Source organism: Streptomyces sp. WAC06614, assembly GCF_003949795.1.
Classification (GTDB): domain Bacteria; phylum Actinomycetota; class Actinomycetes; order Streptomycetales; family Streptomycetaceae; genus Streptomyces.
Genome location: NZ_RPRY01000106.1, coordinates 1 through 21,964 on the forward strand (window position 1 = coordinate 1; position 21,964 = coordinate 21,964).

Here is a 21,964-nt window from a genome sequence, read left to right on the forward strand (position 1 = left end):
GCGCACGCAGCGCGCCCTCAGTGCCCCGGCCCGGCCGTCCCGGGGCACTGAGGGCGCGCTGCGTGCGCTGGGCCGACGTACGGTCCGTGGCCCCGCCGGGATCCCGGGGCCACGGACCGTACTCTTGTGCACGTGCAGGAACTCCACGACGCCCCCCTGGCCCCGCTGACCACCTTCCGCCTCGGCGGCCCCGCGACCCGGCTGGTCACCGCGACCACCGATGCCGAGGTCGTCGCCGCCGTCCGCGCGGCCGACGAGAGCGGCACCCCGCTGCTGGTCATCGGCGGCGGCAGCAACCTGGTCATCGGTGACAAGGGCTTCGACGGCACCGCCCTGCGCATGGCGACCACCGGCGTCAGCTTCGACGGGAACGTCCTGGAGCTGGCCGCCGGGGAGAACTGGTCCGACGCCGTCGCCCGCACCGTCGAGGCCGGCCTCGCCGGCATCGAGTGCCTGGCCGGCATCCCCGGCTCGGCCGGCGCGACGCCGATCCAGAACGTCGGGGCGTACGGCCAGGAGGTCTCCGACACGATCACCGAGGTGGTCGCGTACGACCGGACGACCGGCGAAACGGTCACCCTGACCAACGCCGAGTGCGCCTTCCGCTACCGCCACAGCCTCTTCAAGGACCAGCCCGACCGCTACGTCGTGCTCCGCGTCCGCTTCCGCCTGGAGGACGCCGGCGGCCTCTCCGCGCCGATCAAGTACCCCGAGACCGCCCGCGCCCTCGGCGTCGAGGCCGGCCAGCGGGTCCCGGCCGCCGTCGCCCGCGAGACCGTGCTGGCGCTGCGCGCCGGCAAGGGCATGGTCCTGGACCCCGCCGACCACGACACCTGGTCGGCCGGCTCCTTCTTCCACAACCCGATCCTGGCCGACGAGGCGTACGCCGCCTTCCTCGCCCGCGTCCAGGACCGCCTCGGCGCCGACGTCACCCCGCCCGCCTACCCGGCCGGTGAGGGCCGTACGAAGACCAGCGCGGCCTGGCTCATCGACAAGGCCGGGTTCACCAAGGGCTACGGCACCGGGCCGGCGCGGATCTCCACCAAGCACACCCTCGCGCTGACCAACCGCGGTCACGCCACCACCGAGGACCTGCTCGCCCTGGCCCGCGAGGTCGTGGCCGGTGTGCACGAGGCCTTCGGGATCACCCTGGTCAAGGAGCCCGTGACGGTCGGCGTCACCCTCTGAATGCTGTGTCCCCGACACGGGGCCGGCACCGACCCCACCCGTCTGGTGGGACGCACGATCAGCCGGGTCGTCGCGTCCTGGCACGTCAGCGAGGGTGAGCGCTCCGAGGCGCCGCTCGACGTCTGGCTGATCGACGACCTCGGCGGCTGCACCCGGATCACCACCGGGTCCGACCGGTGCCTGATCGTCGAGTCCTCCCCGCCCCACGCGCCGTACGACATGGGGGAGTGGGGGCGCGTCGAGGTCGGCGAGGACCTCGGGGACCACCCGTTCCTGCGGCACCTCGGCGAAACGGTCGCCTCGGTCACCGAGTACGCGCTGCCCGAGCAGGGGCGCACCCACCTGGAGATCGGATTTCCCGACGGCGGTCTGGTCCGCGCCGACTGCTACCAGGGCGACCTGCGCCTGATGCGCTGACGCGCGCCGCCTGCGCGCCGACGTCCGGCTCGTGCGCCGCCCTCCGCCTCGTGCGCCGCCGGCGCGCGCCCCGTACGCCGCCCGGACAGGGGCCTCAGACCTCCAGCCAGTGGTCGATGCCCGCCAGCAGCTTCGCCCGGACCTCCTCCGGGGCGGCCGAGCCGCGCACCGACTGGCGGGCCAGCTCGGCCAGCTCGGCGTCGGTGAAGCCGTGGTGCCGGCGGGCGATCTCGTACTGGGCGGCCAGCCGCGAGCCGAACAGCAGCGGGTCGTCGGCGCCCAGGGCCATGGGCACCCCGGCCTCGAAGAGGGTGCGCAGCGGCACGTCCTCGGGGCGCTCGTAGACGCCGAGGGCCACGTTGGAGGCCGGGCAGACCTCGCAGGTGATCTGCCGGTCCGCCAGCCGCTTGAGCAGCTTCGGGTCCTCGGCCGCGCGCACGCCGTGCCCGATCCGGGCCGCGTGCAGGTCGTCGAGGCAGTCCCGGACCGAGGAGGGGCCGGCCAGTTCGCCGCCGTGCGGGGCCGCCAGCAGGCCGCCCTCCCGGGCGATGGCGAAGGCCCGGTCGAAGTCACGGGCCATGCCGCGGCGCTCGTCGTTGGACAGGCCGAAGCCGACGATGCCGAGGTCGGCGTAGCGGACGGCGAGGCGGGCCAGGGTCCGGGCGTCCAGCGGGTGCTTCATCCGGTTGGCGGCGATCAGCACGCGGATGCCGAGCCCGGTCTCCCGGGAGGCGGCCTCCACGGCGTCGAGGATGATCTCCACGGCCGGGATCAGGCCGCCCAGGCGGGGCGCGTACGAGGTGGGGTCGACCTGGATCTCCAGCCAGCCGCCGCCGTCACGGACGTCCTCCTCGGCGGCCTCGCGCACCAGCCGCCGGATGTCGTCCGGCTCCCGCAGGCAGCTCCGGGCGGCGTCGTAGAGCCGCTGGAAGCGGAACCAGCCGCGCTCGTCGGTGGCCCTGAGTCGGGGTGGCTCGCCGGCGGTGAGGGCGTCGGGGAGGCGGACGCCGTACTTGTCGGCCAGTTCCAGCAGGGTCGAGGGGCGCATCGACCCGGTGAAGTGCAGGTGGAGGTGGGCCTTCGGCAGAAGCGTGAGATCGCGTACGTGCTCCATCAGGTGATCCTGCCCCATGCGTCACCCGTTCGGCAGCCGGATTGCCTGAACGGGACCTTGCCCGAACGCAAGAACGGGCGCAAGAACGGGCGCAAAAGCGGGCGCAGGAACGGGCGCAAGAACGGGCGCCCCGGCGACGACGGGCTGTCGTGGCCGGGGCGCCCGTGGCGGTCCGGTCGGGCTCAGGCCTTGGCCTCCGCCAGCAGCTTCTGGATCCGCGACACGCCCTCGATCAGGTCCTCGTCACCGAGCGCGTAGGACAGGCGCAGGTAGCCCGGGGTGCCGAAGGCCTCGCCCGGGACGACGGCGACCTCGGCCTCGTCCAGGATCAGGGCGGCGAGCTCCACGGAGGTCTGCGGCCGCTTGCCGCGGATCTCCTTGCCCAGCAGGGCCTTGACCGACGGGTACGCGTAGAACGCGCCCTCGGGGGTCGGGCAGAGCACGCCGTCGATCTCGTTGAGCATCTTCACGATGGTCTGGCGGCGGCGGTCGAAGGCCTTGCGCATCTCCGCGACGGCCTCCAGGTCGCCCGAGACGGCGGCGATCGCGGCGGCCTGGGCCACGTTGGAGACGTTGGAGGTGGCGTGCGACTGGAGGTTCGTCGCGGCCTTGATCACGTCCTGCGGGCCGATGACCCACCCGACGCGCCAGCCGGTCATCGCGTACGTCTTGGCGACGCCGTTGACCACGATGCACTTGTCGCGCAGCGCCGGGACCAGCACGGGCAGCGAGGTGAAGGTCGCGTCGCCGTAGACCAGGTGCTCGTAGATCTCGTCGGTCAGCACCCACAGGCCGTGCTCGGCCGCCCACTCGCCGATCGCGCGGGCCTCGTCCTCGGAGTAGACCGCGCCGGTCGGGTTCGAGGGGGAGACGAACAGGACGACCTTGGTGCGCTCGGTGCGCGCCGCCTCCAGCTGCTCGACGGAGACCCGGTAGCCGGTGGTCTCGTCGGCGACGACCTCGACCGGGACACCGCCGGCGAGGCGGATCGACTCCGGGTAGGTGGTCCAGTACGGGGCCGGGACGATGACCTCGTCGCCCGGGTCGAGGATCGCGGCGAAGGCCTCGTAGATGGCCTGCTTGCCGCCGTTGGTGACCAGGATCTGCGACGCGTCGACCTCGTAGCCGGAATCGCGCAGCGTCTTGGCGGCGATGGCCTTCTTCAGCTCGGGCAGACCGCCGGCCGGCGTGTAGCGGTGGTACTTCGGGTCACGGCACGCCGTCACCGCGGCCTCGACGATGTAGTCCGGGGTCGGGAAGTCGGGCTCGCCCGCACCGAAGCCGATCACCGGACGGCCGGCGGCCTTGAGGGCCTTGGCCTTGGCGTCCACGGCGAGGGTGGCGGACTCGGAAATGGCGCCGATACGGGCGGACACCCGGCGCTCGGAGGAAGGCGTTGCAGAGGTCATACGGCCCATCGTCCCAGACGGCGCACGGCGGTGGGGCACCGTTCCAACGACCGGACGACGGGCGTCCGGAAGGTGTCGCGCGCGCCGTGCCGATCGCCGTGCCGCACGCCCTCCGGCCGCCGCCCCGTGCCCCGTCCCGATCGCGGCCGGACCACCCTGCCGATCATCGTGTTCGACGTCGGGGCCAGGACCACGTACACTCATGCGTCGTTGGACCTCACCAGCCGCAGGAAAGCGTGCGCACTCCGTGCACCCGCTCGGATGCGGTAGGTTGGGGGACGCAAAGGGTCGTAGCTCAATTGGTAGAGCACTGGTCTCCAAAACCAGCGGTTGGGGGTTCGAGTCCCTCCGGCCCTGCTCCACACTCCCTCGCCGGATGTGTGCGCAGGTACGTACTTCGATGCACCGCCGTGCGGCTCAACCGGGCGCGGCACGGCCATGACCCGGATTCAGGTGAGAGACGTGACGGACGCCCTGGGCTCCATCGACATGCCTGACGCCGAGGACGAGACCCGCGAGAAGAAGGCCCGCAAGGGTGGCAAGCGCGGGAAGAAGGGCCCTTTCGGGCGACTTGCGCTGTTCTACCGCCAGATCGTCGCGGAACTCCGCAAGGTCGTCTGGCCCACGCGCAGCCAGCTGGCGACGTACACCACCGTGGTGATTGTCTTCGTGCTCATCATGATCGGTCTCGTTACCGTGATTGACTATGGGTTCCAGGAAGCCATCAAGTTCGTCTTCGGCTGATCCCCGCGGAGGGCGGCGCCTTGATGGTGCCGCCCGTTTTCGCATGTTCCACCCATTTTTGTATCCAGGAAGAAGCAGCCACCGTGTCTGACCCGAACCTGAACGTGCCCGACTCCGTCGAGTCCGTCGAGGACGAGCTCGACATCGTTGAGGCGGCGGACGCTGTGGACCCCGACGAGGTTGAGCTCGCCGACGCCGCCCAGGCCGGTACGCCCGCCGAGGACGCGGCCCTGCACGTCGAGGACGAGGCCGACGAGGCCGACGAGGACGAGGCTGCGGAGTCCGACGAGGACGTCGAGGCCGTGGCCGAGGTCGACGAGGCCGAGGCGGAGGAGGCTCCCGAGGAGCCGGCCGCGCCCGCCGACCCGATCGAGGCCCTGCGCGAGGAGCTGCGCGGTCTGCCGGGCGAGTGGTACGTGATCCACACCTACGCCGGCTACGAGAAGCGCGTGAAGGCCAACCTCGAGCAGCGTGCCGTCTCGCTGAACGTCGAGGAGTTCATCTACCAGGCCGAGGTGCCCGAGGAAGAGATCGTCCAGATCAAGAACGGCGAGCGCAAGAACGTCCGGCAGAACAAGCTGCCCGGCTACGTGCTCGTCCGGATGGACCTGACGAACGAGTCCTGGGGCGTCGTCCGCAACACCCCCGGTGTCACCGGCTTCGTCGGCAACGCGTACGACCCGTACCCGCTGACCCTGGACGAGATCGTCAAGATGCTCGCCCCCGAGGCCAAGGAGAAGGCCGAGAAGGCCGCCGCCGAGGCCGCCGGTCTGCCGGCACCCGCCGTCAAGCGCACCGTCGAGGTCCTGGACTTCGAGGTCGGCGACTCGGTCACCGTCACCGACGGTCCGTTCGCCACGCTGCAGGCGACCATCAACGAGATCAACGCCGACTCGAAGAAGGTCAAGGGCCTCGTCGAGATCTTCGGCCGCGAGACCCCGGTCGAGCTGAGCTTCGACCAGATCCAGAAGAACTGATCTTCTGGTCCCACAGCTCTCCGAACAGGTCGGACCGCCCCGCCAGGGACGGTCTGACCTGCTCGGTTTTAAGCCCCGCACCGGTACCCGTTATCGTGGTGCGGTATGCCTCCATCCGGATGACCGGGTGGCGGCTGGAAAACTCTCACTAGGACCCGGAGAGAGCAATGCCTCCCAAGAAGAAGAAGGTCACGGGGCTTATCAAGCTCCAGATCAATGCCGGTGCGGCCAACCCGGCCCCGCCGGTCGGCCCCGCGCTGGGTCAGCACGGCGTCAACATCATGGAGTTCTGCAAGGCCTACAACGCCGCGACCGAGTCGCAGCGTGGCATGGTCGTGCCGGTGGAGATCACGGTCTACGAGGACCGTTCCTTCACCTTCGTGACCAAGACTCCGCCGGCCGCGAAGCTGATCCTCAAGGCCGCAGGTGTGGACAAGGGCTCCGGCGAGCCCCACAAGACCAAGGTCGCCAAGCTCACCGGCGAGCAGGTCCGCGAGATCGCCACCCTGAAGATGCCCGACCTGAACGCCAATGACCTCGACGCCGCGTCGAAGATCATCGCCGGCACCGCCCGCTCCATGGGCATCACGGTCGAAGGCTGAGTTCAGCCCCCAGCAGTACCCCGTGGTAGGGCCGGCGCTGGCCCGCACCACAACTCCACACCTGAAGCACATACACAGGAGCAGAAGTGAAGCGCAGCAAGACTCTCCGCGCTGCGGACGCCAAGGTCGACCGGGAGAAGCTGTACGCCCCGCTCGAGGCCGTCCGTCTCGCCAAGGAGACCTCCTCGGTCAAGTTCGACGCCACCGTCGAGGTCGCCTTCCGCCTGGGTGTTGACCCGCGCAAGGCCGACCAGATGGTCCGTGGCACCGTGAACCTCCCGCACGGCACCGGTAAGACCGCCCGGGTCCTGGTCTTCGCGACCGGTGACCGTGCTGCGGCCGCGGAAGCCGCCGGCGCCGACATCGTCGGCAACGACGAGCTGATCGACGAGATCGCCAAGGGCAACCGCCTGAACGAGTTCGACGCGGTTGTCGCCACCCCGGACCTCATGGGCAAGGTCGGCCGCCTCGGCCGCGTGCTCGGTCCGCGTGGTCTGATGCCGAACCCGAAGACCGGCACCGTGACGATGGACGTGGCCAAGGCCGTCACCGACATCAAGGGCGGCAAGATCGAGTTCCGCGTCGACAAGCACTCGAACCTGCACTTCATCATCGGCAAGGTCTCCTTCTCCGATGAGCAGCTCGTCGAGAACTACGGCGCGGCCCTGGAGGAGATCCTCCGTCTGAAGCCGTCCGCCGCGAAGGGCCGGTACCTGAAGAAGGCCGCCCTCACCACCACCATGGGCCCCGGCATCCAGCTGGACCCGAACCGCACCCGCAACCTCCTCGTCGAGGAGGACCCGGCCGCGGTCTGAGCCCCCTGAAGGCTCTCTGAGTGGCTGAAACGGGCCCTCTGCCCCCCTTTCCGGGGGTGGGGGGCCCGTTTCCGTGTGCGGTGTGCGCACCCCTGTGCGATTCCTGTGCATCGAGCGACGTACAGTGACCCCTCGTAACAATGGGCACCATGGGGGGAAACACCATGAACGCGACGTACCGCAAGACCGCCGGTGCGGTCCTGGCCGCCGTTCTGCTCGCAGGCGGCGCGACCGCCTGCGACGGCGGCAAGGACGACTCGAAGGGCACGAAGGGCCAGGGTGCCTCCGCGTCGTCCTCGGCCGCCCAGAGGCCGGCCGAGGCCTCGCCGGCCACGTACCTGGAGAAGACGAGGAAGAAGTCGGAGGAGATCACCTCCTTCCGCTACACCATGTCGGGCACCGCCGCGGGGCAGAACATGTCCGGCGAGACCAGCATGCGGATCAAGCCGACCGTGGCCATGGCCATGAAGATGGCCTCGCCCGAGAAGCCCGGCGAGACCGTGGAGGTCCGGCTGCTCGACGGCGCCATGTACATGGGGTCCGCGGGCAAGTGGCTGAAGTTCGACCTGAAGACCCTCGCCCCGGACCAGGCCAAGCGGCTGGACTCGCTCGGCGCCGGCCGGCAGGGCGAGAACCCGGGGGACAAGGCGGGCGACCTCAGCGCCGCCAAGGACCTGAAGAAGGTCGGTGAGGAGACCGTCGACGGGCAGCGGACCACGCACCTGACCGGCACCGTCACCCTCGACGACCTCAAGGCCCGCAGCGCCACCGCCACGCCCGAGGCCCAGGAGCGGCAGGCCAAGAGCCTCAAGGAGATGGAGTCGCAGGGCATCAAGGACCTGGTCATGGACATCTGGATCGACGAGAACGACCAGACCAAGCAGTTCCGCACCCGCGGCCAGGGCACCTCCGGCCCGCTGGACATGACCATCCAGTTCCTGGACCTCAACAAGCCGGTCGAGGTCACCGCACCGCCGGCCGACCAGGTGCTGGACCTCGCCCAGCTGGCCGAACTGGCCGGGCAGCAGCAGGGCTGATCCCTCGGCCGCCGGGGCCCGGGAGGGCGATTTGCTCTCCCGGGACCGGTTCACGTACAGTTCCACGGAAGCCAAAGACCGCTGGTCGTTGCTGTGCCCGAGAGGGTTCGGTGACCGAAGGATCCGCTCGAAGCGGACGACCCGCGCAGGTGACAGTGGAAATGCTCCCGGACTCGCTCCGGTCGAGTCTTGCCCCGTGCGCCTGCGCCCGGGGCGTCTTGTTTTTACAGCCCCTTCTGAGCGGTCCTCTATCACCCGGAAGGAGGCTGACGCATCATGCCGACGCCGAACAAGGCTGCATCGGTGGCCGAGCTCAAGGACGCGTTCCAGAGCTCCAACGCCGCCGTGCTGACCGAGTACCGGGGTCTCACCGTCGCGCAGCTCAAGACGCTGCGTCGCGCTCTCGGTGAGAACGCCCAGTACGCCGTGGTGAAGAACACGCTGACCAAGATTGCGGCCAATGAGGCTGGCATCACCGCGCTGGACGACCACTTCGCTGGTCCGACCGCGGTCGCCTTCGTCACCGGTGACCCGGTGGAGTCGGCGAAGGCTCTGCGTGACTTCGCCAAGGAGAACCCGAACCTGATCATCAAGGCCGGTGTCCTTGATGGCAAGGCTCTCTCCGCCGACGACATCAAGAAGCTTGCGGACCTCGAGTCCCGCGAGGTTCTGCTCAGCAAGCTGGCCGGCGCGTTCAAGGGCAAGCAGTCCCAGGCTGCCTCGCTCTTCCAGGCGCTGCCGTCGAAGTTCGTCCGCACCGCGGAAGCGCTTCGCGTCAAGCTCGCCGAGCAGGGCGGTGCCGAGTAATTCGGCTCGCGCATTGATCCGCGCCGCCTAGTGCGCGGGTCGTAGCGGGCCGTTACGCCCGCCTTTCGATACATCTCGGCACCTGCCGAATTAGTGGAAGGATCGCCCATCATGGCGAAGCTCTCTCAGGAAGACCTGCTCGCTCAGTTCGAGGAGATGACCCTCATCGAGCTCTCCGAGTTCGTGAAGGCCTTCGAGGAGAAGTTCGACGTCACCGCTGCCGCCGCCGTCGCCGTTGCCGGCCCCGCCGGCCCGGGCGTCGTGGCCGAGGCCGAGGAGGAGAAGGACGAGTTCGACGTCATCCTCACCGGCGCCGGCGACAAGAAGATCCAGGTCATCAAGGTCGTGCGTGAGCTGACCTCCCTGGGTCTGAAGGAGGCCAAGGACCTCGTCGACGGCACCCCGAAGCCGGTCCTCGAGAAGGTCAACAAGGAGGCCGCTGACAAGGCCGCCGAGGCCCTCAAGGCTGCCGGTGCGGCCGTCGAGGTCAAGTAACACCTCCGAGGCCGCCTGACGGCCTCTGCCAAGGGCGATCACCCCATCGGGTGGTCGCCCTTTGGCGTATTCGGGAGTGCCTGGCTTGCCCCGCTCTCGTTGGGGAGTATGGTGATCTTCGCTGCCTGCGCGGGGGGTCCCGTGGTGATCCGCACGGAGCAGGGGGCCTTGACGAACGGCACGCGGCGCGCAATTCTCAGACCCGTCACGAGGTCAGCGAGGTCGATCCGGATCCGAGGCATGGATCGGCTACGAAGAGGGCAGTATCGATACGCGCTCTGTGCACGAGGGCCGCGCAGCGTTGATCGCAGGGTTGGTTTTTACAACAGTGGGGAAGGCCTGTTGCCGGACTCCGGAAACCTGGTCTGGACATCAGTGAGCCAAGTGGCTACACTGACCCTTTGCGCTGCCTGTTAGCTGCCTCCTGCCCGTCGCCAGGGGCATGCCCACGCTAGAGCACACCAGACCGAAGTCTCTGACCTGGCCTTTTGGTCCGATCAGGCGTCGTCCGTCTTCTGTGTCGGCTGGGACCGGTACGCGCGTAGTGAGTCCGAGCCCTCGGAAGGACCCCCTCTTGGCCGCCTCGCGCAACGCCTCGACCAATACGAACAACGGCGCCAGCACCGCCCCGCTGCGCATCTCCTTTGCAAAGATCAAGGAGCCTCTTGAGGTTCCGAACCTCCTGGCGCTGCAGACCGAGAGCTTTGACTGGCTGCTCGGCAACGCCGCCTGGAAGTCTCGGGTCGAGACGGCCCTTGAGAGTGGACAGGACGTTCCCACCAAGTCCGGTCTGGAAGAGATCTTCGAGGAGATCTCCCCGATCGAGGACTTCTCCGGGTCGATGTCGCTCACCTTCCGCGACCACCGCTTCGAGCCGGCGAAGAACTCCGTCGACGAGTGCAAGGAGCGCGACTTCACGTACGCGGCGCCGCTCTTCGTCACGGCCGAGTTCACCAACAACGAGACCGGTGAGATCAAGTCCCAGACGGTCTTCATGGGCGACTTCCCGCTCATGACCAACAAGGGCACCTTCGTCATCAACGGCACCGAGCGTGTCGTGGTGTCGCAGCTCGTCCGGTCCCCCGGTGTCTACTTCGACTCCTCCATCGACAAGACGTCCGACAAGGACATCTTCTCGGCCAAGATCATCCCGTCCCGGGGTGCCTGGCTGGAGATGGAGGTCGACAAGCGTGACATGGTCGGCGTCCGTATCGACCGCAAGCGCAAGCAGTCCGTCACCGTCCTCCTGAAGGCTCTCGGCTGGACCACCGAGCAGATCCTCGAGGAGTTCGGCGAGTACGAGTCCATGCGCGCCACCCTGGAGAAGGACCACACCCAGGGCCAGGACGACGCGCTGCTCGACATCTACCGCAAGCTGCGTCCGGGCGAGCCGCCGACCCGTGAGGCCGCGCAGACGCTGCTCGAGAACCTGTACTTCAACCCGAAGCGCTACGACCTGGCCAAGGTCGGCCGCTACAAGGTCAACAAGAAGCTCGGTGCGGACGAGCCGCTGGACGCCGGCGTGCTCACCACCGACGACATCATCGCCACGATCAAGTACCTGGTGAAGCTGCACGCCGGTGAGACCGAGACGGTCACCGAGAACGGCACCAACATCGTGGTCGAGGTCGACGACATCGACCACTTCGGCAACCGTCGTCTGCGCAACGTCGGCGAGCTCATCCAGAACCAGGTCCGTACGGGTCTGGCCCGTATGGAGCGCGTCGTGCGCGAGCGCATGACCACCCAGGACGTCGAGGCGATCACGCCGCAGACCCTGATCAACATCCGGCCGGTCGTCGCCTCCATCAAGGAGTTCTTCGGCACCAGCCAGCTGTCGCAGTTCATGGACCAGAACAACCCGCTGTCCGGACTGACGCACAAGCGTCGTCTGTCCGCGCTCGGCCCGGGTGGTCTGTCCCGTGAGCGGGCCGGCTTCGAGGTCCGTGACGTGCACCCGTCGCACTACGGCCGCATGTGTCCGATCGAGACCCCCGAAGGCCCGAACATCGGTCTGATCGGCTCGCTCGCGTCCTACGGCCGCGTCAACGCGTTCGGTTTCGTCGAGACCCCGTACCGCAAGGTCGTCGACGGCCAGGTCACCGACGAGGTCGACTACCTGACCGCCGACGAGGAGGACCGCTTCGTCATCGCCCAGGCCAACGCGCGCCTGGACGAGGACCTGCGCTTCGCCGAGGGCCGTGTCCTCGTCCGCCGTCGTGGCGGCGAGGTCGACTACGTCCCCGGCGACGACGTGGACTACATGGACGTCTCGCCGCGCCAGATGGTGTCGGTCGCGACCGCCATGATCCCCTTCCTCGAGCACGACGACGCCAACCGTGCCCTCATGGGCGCGAACATGATGCGCCAGGCCGTTCCGCTCATCAAGGCGGAGGCCCCGCTGGTCGGCACCGGCATGGAGTACCGCTGTGCGGTCGACGCCGGTGACGTCATCAAGGCGGAGAAGGACGGTGTCATCCAGGAGGTCTCGGCCGACTACGTCACCGTCGCCAACGACGACGGCACGTACACCACGTACCGCGTCGCCAAGTTCTCCCGCTCGAACCAGGGCACCTCGGTCAACCAGAAGGTCGTCGTCAACGAGGGCGACCGCGTGATCGAGGGCCAGGTGCTGGCCGACGGTCCCGCGACCGAGAACGGCGAGATGGCGCTCGGCAAGAACCTGCTGGTCGCGTTCATGCCGTGGGAGGGCCACAACTACGAGGACGCGATCATCCTGTCGCAGCGCCTCGTCCAGGACGACGTCCTCTCCTCGATCCACATCGAGGAGCACGAGGTCGACGCCCGTGACACCAAGCTGGGCCCCGAGGAGATCACCCGGGACATCCCGAACGTCTCCGAGGAGGTCCTCGCGGACCTCGACGAGCGCGGCATCATCCGGATCGGTGCCGAGGTCGTCGCCGGCGACATCCTCGTCGGCAAGGTCACCCCGAAGGGTGAGACCGAGCTGACCCCCGAGGAGCGGCTGCTCCGCGCGATCTTCGGTGAGAAGGCGCGCGAGGTCCGTGACACCTCGCTGAAGGTGCCCCACGGTGAGACCGGCAAGGTCATCGGCGTGCGCGTCTTCGACCGCGAGGAGGGCGACGAGCTTCCCCCGGGCGTGAACCAGTTGGTCCGCGTCTACGTCGCCCAGAAGCGCAAGATCACCGACGGTGACAAGCTCGCCGGCCGCCACGGCAACAAGGGTGTCATCTCCAAGATCCTTCCGATCGAGGACATGCCCTTCCTGGAGGACGGCACCCCGGTCGACATCATCCTCAACCCGCTCGGTGTCCCGTCCCGAATGAACCCGGGACAGGTCCTCGAGATCCACCTCGGCTGGCTCGCCAGCCGCGGCTGGGACGTCTCCGGTCTGGCCGACGACTGGGCCCAGCGCCTGCAGGCCATCGGTGCCGACCAGGTGGCCCCCGGCACCAACGTCGCCACCCCGGTCTTCGACGGTGCCCGCGAGGACGAGCTGGCCGGTCTGCTCCAGCACACGATCCCGAACCGTGACGGCGAGCGCATGGTGCTCCCGTCCGGCAAGGCGCGCCTGTTCGACGGCCGCTCCGGCGAGCCGTTCCCGGACCCGATCTCGGTCGGGTACATGTACATCCTCAAGCTCCACCACCTGGTCGACGACAAGCTGCACGCGCGTTCGACCGGTCCGTACTCGATGATCACGCAGCAGCCGCTGGGTGGTAAGGCGCAGTTCGGTGGCCAGCGCTTCGGTGAGATGGAGGTGTGGGCGCTGGAGGCTTACGGCGCCGCGTACGCCCTCCAGGAGCTCCTGACCATCAAGTCCGACGACGTCACCGGCCGCGTGAAGGTCTACGAGGCCATCGTCAAGGGCGAGAACATCCCCGAGCCGGGCATTCCCGAGTCCTTCAAGGTGCTCATCAAGGAAATGCAGTCGCTCTGCCTCAACGTGGAGGTGCTGTCCTCGGACGGCATGTCCATCGAGATGCGCGACACCGACGAGGACGTCTTCCGCGCGGCGGAGGAGCTCGGTATCGACCTGTCCCGGCGCGAGCCGAGCAGCGTCGAAGAGGTCTGACGGGCCCGGCGGGGGCTCCACAAGAGCCCCCGCCGTCCCCGGGACCGTTTCAGACCACTGATCAAGAGACACGACCCCGAAAGAGGGATTGACGCACAGTGCTCGACGTCAACTTCTTCGACGAGCTGCGGATCGGCCTTGCCACCGCGGACGACATCCGTACCTGGTCCCACGGCGAGGTAAAGAAGCCGGAGACCATCAACTACCGCACCCTCAAGCCCGAGAAGGACGGACTCTTCTGCGAGAAGATCTTCGGTCCTACCCGGGACTGGGAGTGCTACTGCGGCAAGTACAAGCGTGTCCGCTTCAAGGGCATCATCTGCGAGCGCTGTGGCGTCGAGGTCACCCGCGCCAAGGTGCGCCGTGAGCGGATGGGCCACATCGAGCTGGCCGCTCCCGTCACCCACATCTGGTACTTCAAGGGCGTCCCGTCGCGCCTGGGCTACCTGCTGGACCTCGCGCCGAAGGACCTCGAGAAGGTCATCTACTTCGCCGCGTACATGATCACGTTCGTGGACGACGAGCGCCGCACCCGCGACCTCCCGTCCCTGGAGGCCCACGTCTCCGTCGAGCGCCAGCAGATCGAGAACCGCCGTGACGCGGACCTCGAAGGCCGGGCCAAGAAGCTCGAGACCGACCTGGCCGAGCTGGAGGCCGAGGGTGCCAAGGCCGACGTGCGCCGCAAGGTGCGCGAGGGTGCCGAGCGCGAGATGAAGCAGCTGCGCGACCGTGCGCAGCGCGAGATCGACCGCCTGGACGAGGTCTGGAACCGCTTCAAGAACCTGAAGGTCCAGGACCTGGAGGGCGACGAGCTCCTCTACCGCGAGCTGCGTGACCGCTTCGGCACGTACTTCGACGGCTCGATGGGTGCCGCGGCGCTGCAGAAGCGCCTGGAGTCCTTCGACCTGGAGGAGGAGGCCGAGCGCCTCCGCGAGATCATCCGTACCGGCAAGGGCCAGAAGAAGACCCGTGCGCTCAAGCGCCTCAAGGTCGTCTCGGCGTTCCTGCAGACCAGCAACAGCCCCAAGGGCATGGTCCTGGACTGCGTCCCGGTCATCCCGCCGGACCTGCGTCCGATGGTGCAGCTGGACGGTGGCCGCTTCGCGACCTCCGACCTGAACGACCTGTACCGCCGTGTGATCAACCGCAACAACCGTCTGAAGCGTCTGCTCGACCTCGGTGCCCCCGAGATCATCGTGAACAACGAGAAGCGGATGCTCCAGGAGGCGGTCGACGCCCTCTTCGACAACGGCCGCCGAGGCCGCCCGGTCACGGGCCCCGGCAACCGTCCGCTGAAGTCCCTCAGCGACATGCTGAAGGGTAAGCAGGGTCGATTCCGTCAGAACCTGCTCGGTAAGCGTGTGGACTACTCCGCGCGTTCCGTCATCGTCGTCGGTCCGCAGCTGAAGCTGCACCAGTGCGGTCTGCCCAAGGCCATGGCGCTGGAGCTCTTCAAGCCGTTCGTGATGAAGCGCCTGGTCGACCTGAACCACGCGCAGAACATCAAGTCGGCCAAGCGCATGGTCGAGCGCGGCCGCACCGTGGTGTACGACGTCCTCGAAGAGGTCATCGCCGAGCACCCGGTGCTGCTGAACCGTGCGCCCACGCTGCACCGCCTCGGCATCCAGGCCTTCGAGCCGCAGCTGGTCGAGGGCAAGGCCATCCAGATCCACCCGCTCGTCTGCACCGCGTTCAACGCGGACTTCGACGGTGACCAGATGGCCGTCCACCTGCCGCTCTCCGCGGAGGCGCAGGCCGAGGCCCGCATCCTGATGCTGTCCTCGAACAACATCCTCAAGCCCGCCGACGGCCGTCCGGTGACGATGCCGACCCAGGACATGGTCCTCGGTCTGTTCTTCCTCACCACCGACGGTGAGCTGCGCGACGTCAAGGGCGAGGGCCGTGCCTTCGGCTCCACCGCCGAGGCGATCATGGCCTTCGACGCCGGCGAGCTGTCGCTGCAGTCGCAGATCGACATCCGCTTCCCGGTCGGCACCATCCCGCCGCGCGGCTGGGAGCCGCCGGTGGCGGAGGAGGGCGAGCCGGAGTTCCAGCCGGGCGACAGCTTCCGTCTGCGGACCACGCTGGGCCGTGCGCTCTTCAACGAGCTGCTGCCCGAGGACTACCCGTTCGTCGACTACTCGGTGGGCAAGAAGCAGCTCTCCGAGATCGTCAACGACCTGGCCGAGCGCTACCCCAAGGTCATCGTGGCGGCGACGCTCGACAACCTGAAGGCGGCCGGCTTCTACTGGGCGACCCGTTCCGGCGTCACCGTGGCCATCTCCGACGTCGTCGTCCCGGCGGCGAAGAAGGACATCGTCGCGGGCTACGAGGCCAAGGACGAGAAGGTCCAGAAGCAGTACGAGCGCGGTCTGATCACCAAGGAAGAGCGCACCCAGGAGCTCATCCAGATCTGGACGCAGGCGACCAACGAGGTCGCCGAGGCGATGAACGCGAACTTCCCCAAGACGAACCCCATCTTCATGATGGTTGACTCGGGTGCCCGAGGAAACATGATGCAGATGCGGCAGATCGCCGGTATGCGTGGTCTGGTGTCGAACGCGAAGAACGAGACCATCCCGCGTCCGATCAAGGCCTCGTTCCGTGAGGGCCTCTCCGTGCTGGAGTACTTCATCTCCACCCACGGTGCCCGTAAGGGTCTCGCCGACACCGCCCTGCGTACCGCCGACTCGGGTTACCTGACCCGTCGTCTGGTGGACGTCTCGCAGGACGTGATCATCCGCGAGGAGGACTGCGGCACCGAGCGCGGTCTGAAGCTGAAGATCGCGGTCCGCGGCGAGGACGGCGTCCTGCTCAAGGCCGACGACGTCGAGACGTCCGTCTACGCCCGCATGCTGGCCGAGGACGTCGTCGTCGACGGCAAGGTCCTGGCCCCGGCCAACGTCGACCTGGGCGATGTCCTCATCGACCAGCTCGTCGCGGCGGGCGTCGAGGAGGTCAAGACCCGCTCGGTCCTGACCTGTGAGTCCGCCGTCGGTACCTGCGCGTACTGCTACGGCCGCTCGCTGGCCACCGGCAAGCTGGTCGACATCGGTGAGGCGGTCGGCATCATCGCCGCCCAGTCCATCGGTGAGCCCGGCACCCAGCTGACGATGCGTACCTTCCACACCGGTGGTGTGGCCGGTGACGACATCACCCAGGGTCTGCCGCGTGTCGTCGAGCTCTTCGAGGCCCGTACCCCGAAGGGTGTCGCCCCGATCGCCGAGGCCGCCGGCCGCGTGCGCATCGAGGAGACCGAGAAGACCAAGAAGATCATCATCACGCCGGACGACGGTTCCGACGAGACCGCCTACCCGATCTCGAAGCGTGCGCGCGTCGAGGTCAGCGAGGGCGAGCACGTCGAGGTGGGCCAGAAGCTCACCGCGGGTGCCACCAACCCGCACGACGTGCTGCGCATCCTCGGCCAGCGGGCCGTCCAGGTCCACCTGGTCGGCGAGGTCCAGAAGGTCTACAACTCGCAGGGCGTGTCGATCCACGACAAGCACATCGAGATCATCATCCGGCAGATGCTCCGCCGCGTGACGATCATCGAGTCCGGCGACGCCGAGCTGCTCCCGGGCGAGCTCGTCGAGCGCTCGCGCTTCGAGTCCGAGAACCGTCGGGTCGTGACGGAGGGTGGCCACCCGGCCTCCGGCCGTCCGCAGCTGATGGGTATCACCAAGGCCTCGCTGGCGACGGAGTCCTGGCTGTCGGCCGCCTCCTTCCAGGAGACGACCCGAGTCCTGACGGACGCGGCGATCAACGCCAAGTCCGACAGCCTCATCGGCCTCAAGGAGAACGTCATCATCGGTAAGCTCATCCCGGCCGGTACGGGCCTGTCCCGCTACCGCAACATCCGGGTCGAGCCGACCGAGGAGGCCAAGGCCGCGATGTACTCGGCCGTCGGCTACGACGACATCGACTACTCCCCCTTCGGCACCGGCTCCGGCCAGGCTGTGCCGCTGGAGGACTACGACTACGGGCCGTACAACGGCTGAGGTTCGTAGGCAGTCGTAGGCGAAGCCCCCGTCCGCTCCGAGAGGAGCGGGCGGGGGCTTTTCCGTGCCCGGGGCCGGCCGGGGACCGGGCGGGGCCGCTAGTGCTGGAGGTGGTGCAGCCGGGTGCGGGCCTGCGGCTGCGGCGACAGCAGCAGGCTCAGGGCACCGCCCGCCGCGGGCTCGGGCTGCTCCGCGAGGAGGCCGGCCAGGACGTCGCCGAACCCGAGCGCTGCTGCGTGCCGGTCGGCCCTCAGCTCCTCGCGCCGCGCCACCCAGGCGCTCAGGAAAGGCAGCAGGACGAGGCCGAGGGCCAGTCCGTAGGTCCTGGTCAGGGCCCAGTACGTCCCCCAGAGCGCGCTGATCAGCAGCAGCGCGGCGAGCGGCACGGGCAGCTGCGCGGCGGCCCGGCGCGCGGCCCCGGCGACGGGCCGGAAGGCCAGCCACAGCAGCCGGCCGGGCAGGGCGTACCACCAGCTGACGAGCCGGGCCCAGGTGTGGCCGGCGGTGTGGTGGCCCAGCTCGTGGGCGAGGACCGCCGCCAGCCGGGAGGTGGTCAGGGTCTCCAGTGCGTGCCGGGTGACGATCACCAGGTGCCCGCCGGCGGCCGAGGCGGTCAGCCCCGGGCCGTCCTCGATCCACAGCTCGTAGCGGTCGCCCTCCACCCCCGCCCGCAAGGTCACCTCGCGCCACACGGGGACGAGCACGGCGAGCTCGGCCGGCAGCGGCCGGTGCAGGCGCAGCAGGTAGCGGGCCAGCAGGGTCTCGGTCGGCCGGTGGAAGGCGAGCAGGCCGGCCGCCAGCCACAGGCCGGGCAGGATCCCGTACGGCAGGCCGCACCACTGCTGCAGTGCCCGGCCGGCCACCGCCACGAGGAGCAGGTTCACCAGCAGGACGGGCAGTTGGAGGAGCAGGCGGCCCACGGCAGTGAGTCCGGCGTGGCGCTGGTGGGCGACGTATTCGGCCCGTGTGCCGGGCCTGTGCCGGTAGGCGAGGTCGTCCCGCGGATTCCCGGGCAGCCCGGGTCGCGCCGGATGCTCCGACGGCTTGTCCATGGCGATCACCCCTCGTCCGGCGGTGTCGGGTCGCCGACGAGCGGCTGGGCGAGCACCCTGGTCAGCGCCTGGATCGCGTGCCGGCGGGGCTCGGCCAGCTCGTGGTTCTCGGCGGTCTCGGCATCGAAGAGGCTCCTGACCAGTTCGAGCTGGGTGCGGGCCAGCTCCTGCTGGTCGTCGCGCATGCCCTGCACGATGTCGTGGGCCTTCTCCGGGTACTGGGTCAGGTACCAGGACCAGGCACGCACCGCGCCCTGCTCCAGGAACACCTCGTAGAGCTTCGCGCTCTCCGCCTGGAGCCGCAGGAGCGCCGCGCGCCGGCTGTCGATCGCGGCGTCGAGCTCCTCGCCGCGCCATTCGGCCCGGATCTTCTCGTCGGTGCTCTGGTCGATCGCCTGGAGGCGCAGCTGGTGCGCGACGGCCTGCTCGTTGCGGCGCAGGCGCAGGTTCCAGGTCGTGGCCAGCCCGGCCGCCGCCCCGAGCGGTGCCCAGCCGGCCGACTCGTCGAGGAGCCGGGCCTCGGCCGCCGCACTGTCGGTGATGGCGAACCGACGCGTGACCGGGCGGGCCGCCCGCTCCAGCTCACCGGTCAGCAGCCGGGGTACGTCGCGGACGCCGCTGCGCACGTAGGCCACCGCGTCGGCCACCCGCCACTGGATCTCCACGGTCGCCCGGAACTCGAGGGCGTCGTTCCCGCTCGGCAGCGCCAGCTCCGCGGTGACGGGGTGCAGGCCGGTGTCCACCTCGTACACCGCCCGGTACCGGCTCGTGCTCCTGGGGCGGTCCGGCGGGACGAAGGTCTCGTACCCGCCGTGCTTCGTCGCGTAGACCAGGCAGTGGTCGAAGCGGGCCAGCCGGGTGCGGCGCAGGTCCAGCAGGGCGAGCCGGCGGACGCTGATCACGGGGTCCTTGAGCTCCGTGTGCCGGTCGGCGGACTGTAACCAGTCGAACGTGGGTGAGGACATGGACAGGTCTCCCTTGTGCTCAGGGCCGGGGCAGCAGGGCCGACAGCCGGTCCGCCACGGCGGGGCGGGGGCCGCCGTCCTCGCCGCGGACGGTCAGCAGGAGGTGCCGGACCCGGTGGAACTCGGTGGTGTCGCGGACCAGCTCGGGCAACAGGACGCCCAGGGCACTTTCGGTCCGCGGATCGGTGCCGGCGGCGCGCACCCAGGCGGACAGCATCTCCAGGGCGGCCGAGGTCAGTGCGCGGTCGCCGAGCGCGCGCCGCCACAGCAGGGGGATCCCCTCGGCGGGCGGAGTGCCGGCGGAGCGGGCCTGGATGAACTGCCGCAGGACCAGCGGGTGGGAGCCGGGTTGCTCCTCCGCGTGCCCGCAGGCCCTGAGGAAGCCGATCAGGCAGAGGTCGTGCACCGCCCTGTGGTCGTCGAGGGTGCGCAGCACCTCGGCCATGACGCGGGGCGCTGCCTCGGAGAGCAGCAGCACCTCGACGGACTGGACGAGCTCGTCCGCCAGCAGGGGGTGCGGCGCGGGGTACTGCTTGCGCGCCTGGACCCGCAGGGCGGCGAACGCGGCCTCCGGACGGTCCCTGCCGAGCAGTCCCTGGGCCCGGACGCCCACCCAGCACCGTGGGGGATCCTCGCCGTCGGCGGTCCAGTCGTCGACGATGCGCAGGATGTTGGGGGCGCCGGCCTCGTGGGCGAGGACCAGGGAGCTGACGGCCCCCGTGCGTCGCCGGGCGTTCTTCGACGCGGCCCAGGGCTCGACGATCAGGGCCATGGCAGACGGCAGGTCGGCGCAGGCGAGGGCGGCCACGGTGGCCGCCGCGCGGGTACGGACGAACGGTCGCCGGTCCTCGGCCAGCCCGTCGAGCCAGGCGACGAGGGCCGGGCGCGCCGAGGGGTGACCGTTCCACACCTCCTGGAGCAGGACCGGTGCGGTCCGGCTGTCGTGGAAGGCTGTGTTCCGCTGTTCCACCGGGCCCCACTCGGTGGGTTCCTCCGCGTGGTACAGGCGGGCCCGGCCCAGCCGCAGCCGCTTGGTGATGTGGGTGCCGAAGACCGGGACCGTGCTGGGCCGCTCGGCGTTCACCGTCTTCTGCAGAGCGAGGAACAGCAGGTCGCTGAGCTCGGCCGTCAGCGCGTACGGTCCCGCGTCGAAGACGGCCTGCGCGATCAGGAAGGCCTTCTCCCGCAGGTGCAGGGATGCCTCGTCCGCCTCGAACCACTCGTGGACCTGCTGCTTCAGCGCCGCCAGCGACGTCTGCTCCAGCACGTCCTCGCCGACCTCCCCGCGTGCGTAGCTGATCAGCTGGTGCGCGTACGCGATCACTTCCCGCGGCTGGGGCTCGCGTGAGACGAAGTCGGTGACGACGGGGCGCGTCATGAGCCGGTCCGCCTCGCCGGGCTCCAGTGCTCCGTCGAGGTGTCTGCGCAGCAGGGGGCCGGGGGCGGGCGGGGTCCAGGTGCTCGTCGCCACGTCCTCGTCCACCCATGGCCGCAGCCCCGTGGTGACGACCAGGAACGCCCCCTGCTCCCGGAGCGCGTCGCGCAGCGCGAGGACGTGGCTCTCCCGCAGCGGCTTGTCCGGGCTGGTGACCAGGTCGCACAGGACGTAGCCCAGGGCCTCGCCCTCACGGACGTGCTCGCCGATCGCCTCCGGCGCGGTCTTGCGGTCGATCGCATGGACGGGGGTGGCGCCCAGCTTGCGCAGCAGCGCGAGCGCGGCGGTGCGCCGACCGGTGGCGGGAGCGCCGGTCAGCACCAGGACCGGGTCGGCGTCCAGGCGTGCGAGGAGCTCGGCGAAGCGGGTCCCCTCCTCCACGAACCGGTCGGTCGCGGCGGCCAGGTCGGCGGGCGGGATCTGACCGGAAGCACGGGCGGGGCCCCTGTTCCCCAGCTGGTAGACGGTGACGTCCCCCATGACACGGTCCGCGACGACCCCGTGGTTGGCCCCGCGGAAACGCAGGCTCCGGGGCCGGTGCCGGTGCAGGTCGCGCTGGGTGTCCCAGGCGTTCTGCGGCCTCTGCTGCTGCTCCTCCGGGGCCTGTTCCTTGTCCTGCCCCTTCTCCCTGTCCTGCCCGTTCTCCTTCTCCTTGTCCTGCCCCTCCTCCTTCCCGGTGCCCTTGCCCTTCGCCTTCGGCTTCTCCTCGGCGGTGTCCGCCGTCACGCCCGCTCACCCCGGTCCGCCCCGCCCAGGAAGACCGAGCCGGTGATCTGGTTGGCCACCACGCCCGTGTTGCGGCCGCGGAAGTGGAGGCCGCCGGGTGCGCGGGACGGGGACGGTGGCGGGGTG

At 69.4% G+C, this 21,964-nt stretch carries 16 protein-coding genes and 1 tRNA gene; 12 read left to right on the forward strand and 5 right to left on the reverse strand.

Features of this window, described 5'->3' with window-relative positions; genetic code table 11:
• The first annotated feature begins 132 nt into the window (after positions 1–132).
• Positions 133–1,188 carry a UDP-N-acetylmuramate dehydrogenase gene (locus EF918_RS16550; RefSeq protein WP_125646358.1) on the forward strand — a complete coding sequence of 352 codons (1,056 nt, stop codon included), beginning with the start codon at positions 133–135 and terminating at the stop codon, positions 1,186–1,188.
• Between the two features lie 45 nt (positions 1,189–1,233).
• A complete protein-coding gene (locus EF918_RS16555; RefSeq protein ID WP_260610270.1) occupies positions 1,234–1,605 on the forward strand; it encodes a hypothetical protein in 372 nt (123 codons plus the stop codon).
• A gap of 94 nt (positions 1,606–1,699) precedes the next feature.
• Here the strand turns inward: EF918_RS16555 and EF918_RS16560 are convergent, their stop codons facing one another.
• Positions 1,700–2,719 (reverse strand): adenosine deaminase, encoded by a 1,020-nt coding sequence (locus tag EF918_RS16560; protein ID WP_125646362.1) that lies wholly within the window; start codon positions 2,717–2,719, stop codon positions 1,700–1,702.
• Between the two features lie 182 nt (positions 2,720–2,901).
• Positions 2,902–4,128: a pyridoxal phosphate-dependent aminotransferase gene (locus EF918_RS16565; protein WP_185921766.1), complete on the reverse strand. Its 1,227-nt coding sequence runs from the start codon at positions 4,126–4,128 to the stop codon at positions 2,902–2,904.
• Positions 4,129–4,412: 284 nt separating this feature from the next.
• On the opposite strand from EF918_RS16565, the gene EF918_RS16570 reads away from it, so the two are divergent.
• From EF918_RS16570 to EF918_RS16625, 10 genes are all read left to right on the forward strand, one after another.
• Positions 4,413–4,485 (forward strand) — tRNA-Trp (locus EF918_RS16570).
• A 105-nt stretch (positions 4,486–4,590) separates the two neighbouring features.
• Positions 4,591–4,872 carry a preprotein translocase subunit SecE gene (secE, locus tag EF918_RS16575; protein ID WP_125646366.1) on the forward strand — a complete coding sequence of 94 codons (282 nt, stop codon included), beginning with the start codon at positions 4,591–4,593 and terminating at the stop codon, positions 4,870–4,872.
• A gap of 83 nt (positions 4,873–4,955) precedes the next feature.
• A complete protein-coding gene (gene nusG / locus EF918_RS16580; RefSeq protein WP_125646368.1) occupies positions 4,956–5,849 on the forward strand; it encodes a transcription termination/antitermination protein NusG in 894 nt (297 codons plus the stop codon).
• Between the two features lie 167 nt (positions 5,850–6,016).
• Complete coding sequence (gene rplK, locus EF918_RS16585; protein ID WP_125646370.1) at positions 6,017–6,451, forward strand: 50S ribosomal protein L11; 435 nt, start codon at positions 6,017–6,019, stop codon at positions 6,449–6,451.
• A gap of 86 nt (positions 6,452–6,537) precedes the next feature.
• On the forward strand, positions 6,538–7,266 hold the full coding sequence (rplA, locus tag EF918_RS16590; protein WP_125646372.1) for a 50S ribosomal protein L1: 729 nt from the start codon (positions 6,538–6,540) through the stop codon (positions 7,264–7,266).
• Positions 7,267–7,415: 149 nt separating this feature from the next.
• The gene (locus tag EF918_RS16600) at positions 7,416–8,303 is read left to right on the forward strand and encodes a hypothetical protein (protein ID WP_260610271.1); all 888 of its coding nucleotides are present in this window, start codon (positions 7,416–7,418) and stop codon (positions 8,301–8,303) included.
• 276 nt (positions 8,304–8,579) lie between these two features.
• The gene (gene rplJ / locus EF918_RS16605; RefSeq protein ID WP_125646374.1) at positions 8,580–9,110 is read left to right on the forward strand and encodes a 50S ribosomal protein L10; all 531 of its coding nucleotides are present in this window, start codon (positions 8,580–8,582) and stop codon (positions 9,108–9,110) included.
• Between the two features lie 111 nt (positions 9,111–9,221).
• Positions 9,222–9,605, forward strand: coding sequence for a 50S ribosomal protein L7/L12 (gene rplL, locus EF918_RS16610; protein ID WP_125646376.1), 384 nt, complete (start codon positions 9,222–9,224; stop codon positions 9,603–9,605).
• Between the two features lie 574 nt (positions 9,606–10,179).
• On the forward strand, positions 10,180–13,662 hold the full coding sequence (rpoB, locus tag EF918_RS16620) for a DNA-directed RNA polymerase subunit beta (protein ID WP_125646378.1): 3,483 nt from the start codon (positions 10,180–10,182) through the stop codon (positions 13,660–13,662).
• Positions 13,663–13,760: 98 nt separating this feature from the next.
• Entirely contained in the window at positions 13,761–17,660 is a 3,900-nt protein-coding gene (locus tag EF918_RS16625) for a DNA-directed RNA polymerase subunit beta' (RefSeq protein WP_125646381.1), read from the forward strand.
• A 98-nt stretch (positions 17,661–17,758) separates the two neighbouring features.
• On the opposite strand, the gene EF918_RS16630 is transcribed toward EF918_RS16625, so the two are convergent.
• Genes EF918_RS16630 through EF918_RS16635 form a run of 3 tightly spaced genes read right to left on the reverse strand, consistent with a single transcriptional unit; the run spans position 17,759 to position 21,838 of the window.
• The gene (locus EF918_RS16630) at positions 17,759–18,712 is read right to left on the reverse strand and encodes a M48 family metalloprotease (RefSeq protein ID WP_185921767.1); all 954 of its coding nucleotides are present in this window, start codon (positions 18,710–18,712) and stop codon (positions 17,759–17,761) included.
• Positions 18,713–18,717: 5 nt separating this feature from the next.
• A complete protein-coding gene (locus tag EF918_RS36975; protein ID WP_185921768.1) occupies positions 18,718–19,677 on the reverse strand; it encodes a hypothetical protein in 960 nt (319 codons plus the stop codon).
• Positions 19,678–19,696: 19 nt separating this feature from the next.
• Positions 19,697–21,838, reverse strand: a complete 2,142-nt coding sequence (locus EF918_RS16635; protein WP_125646385.1) for a hypothetical protein — start codon at positions 21,836–21,838, stop codon at positions 19,697–19,699.
• Positions 21,839–21,964: the final 126 nt, after the last annotated feature.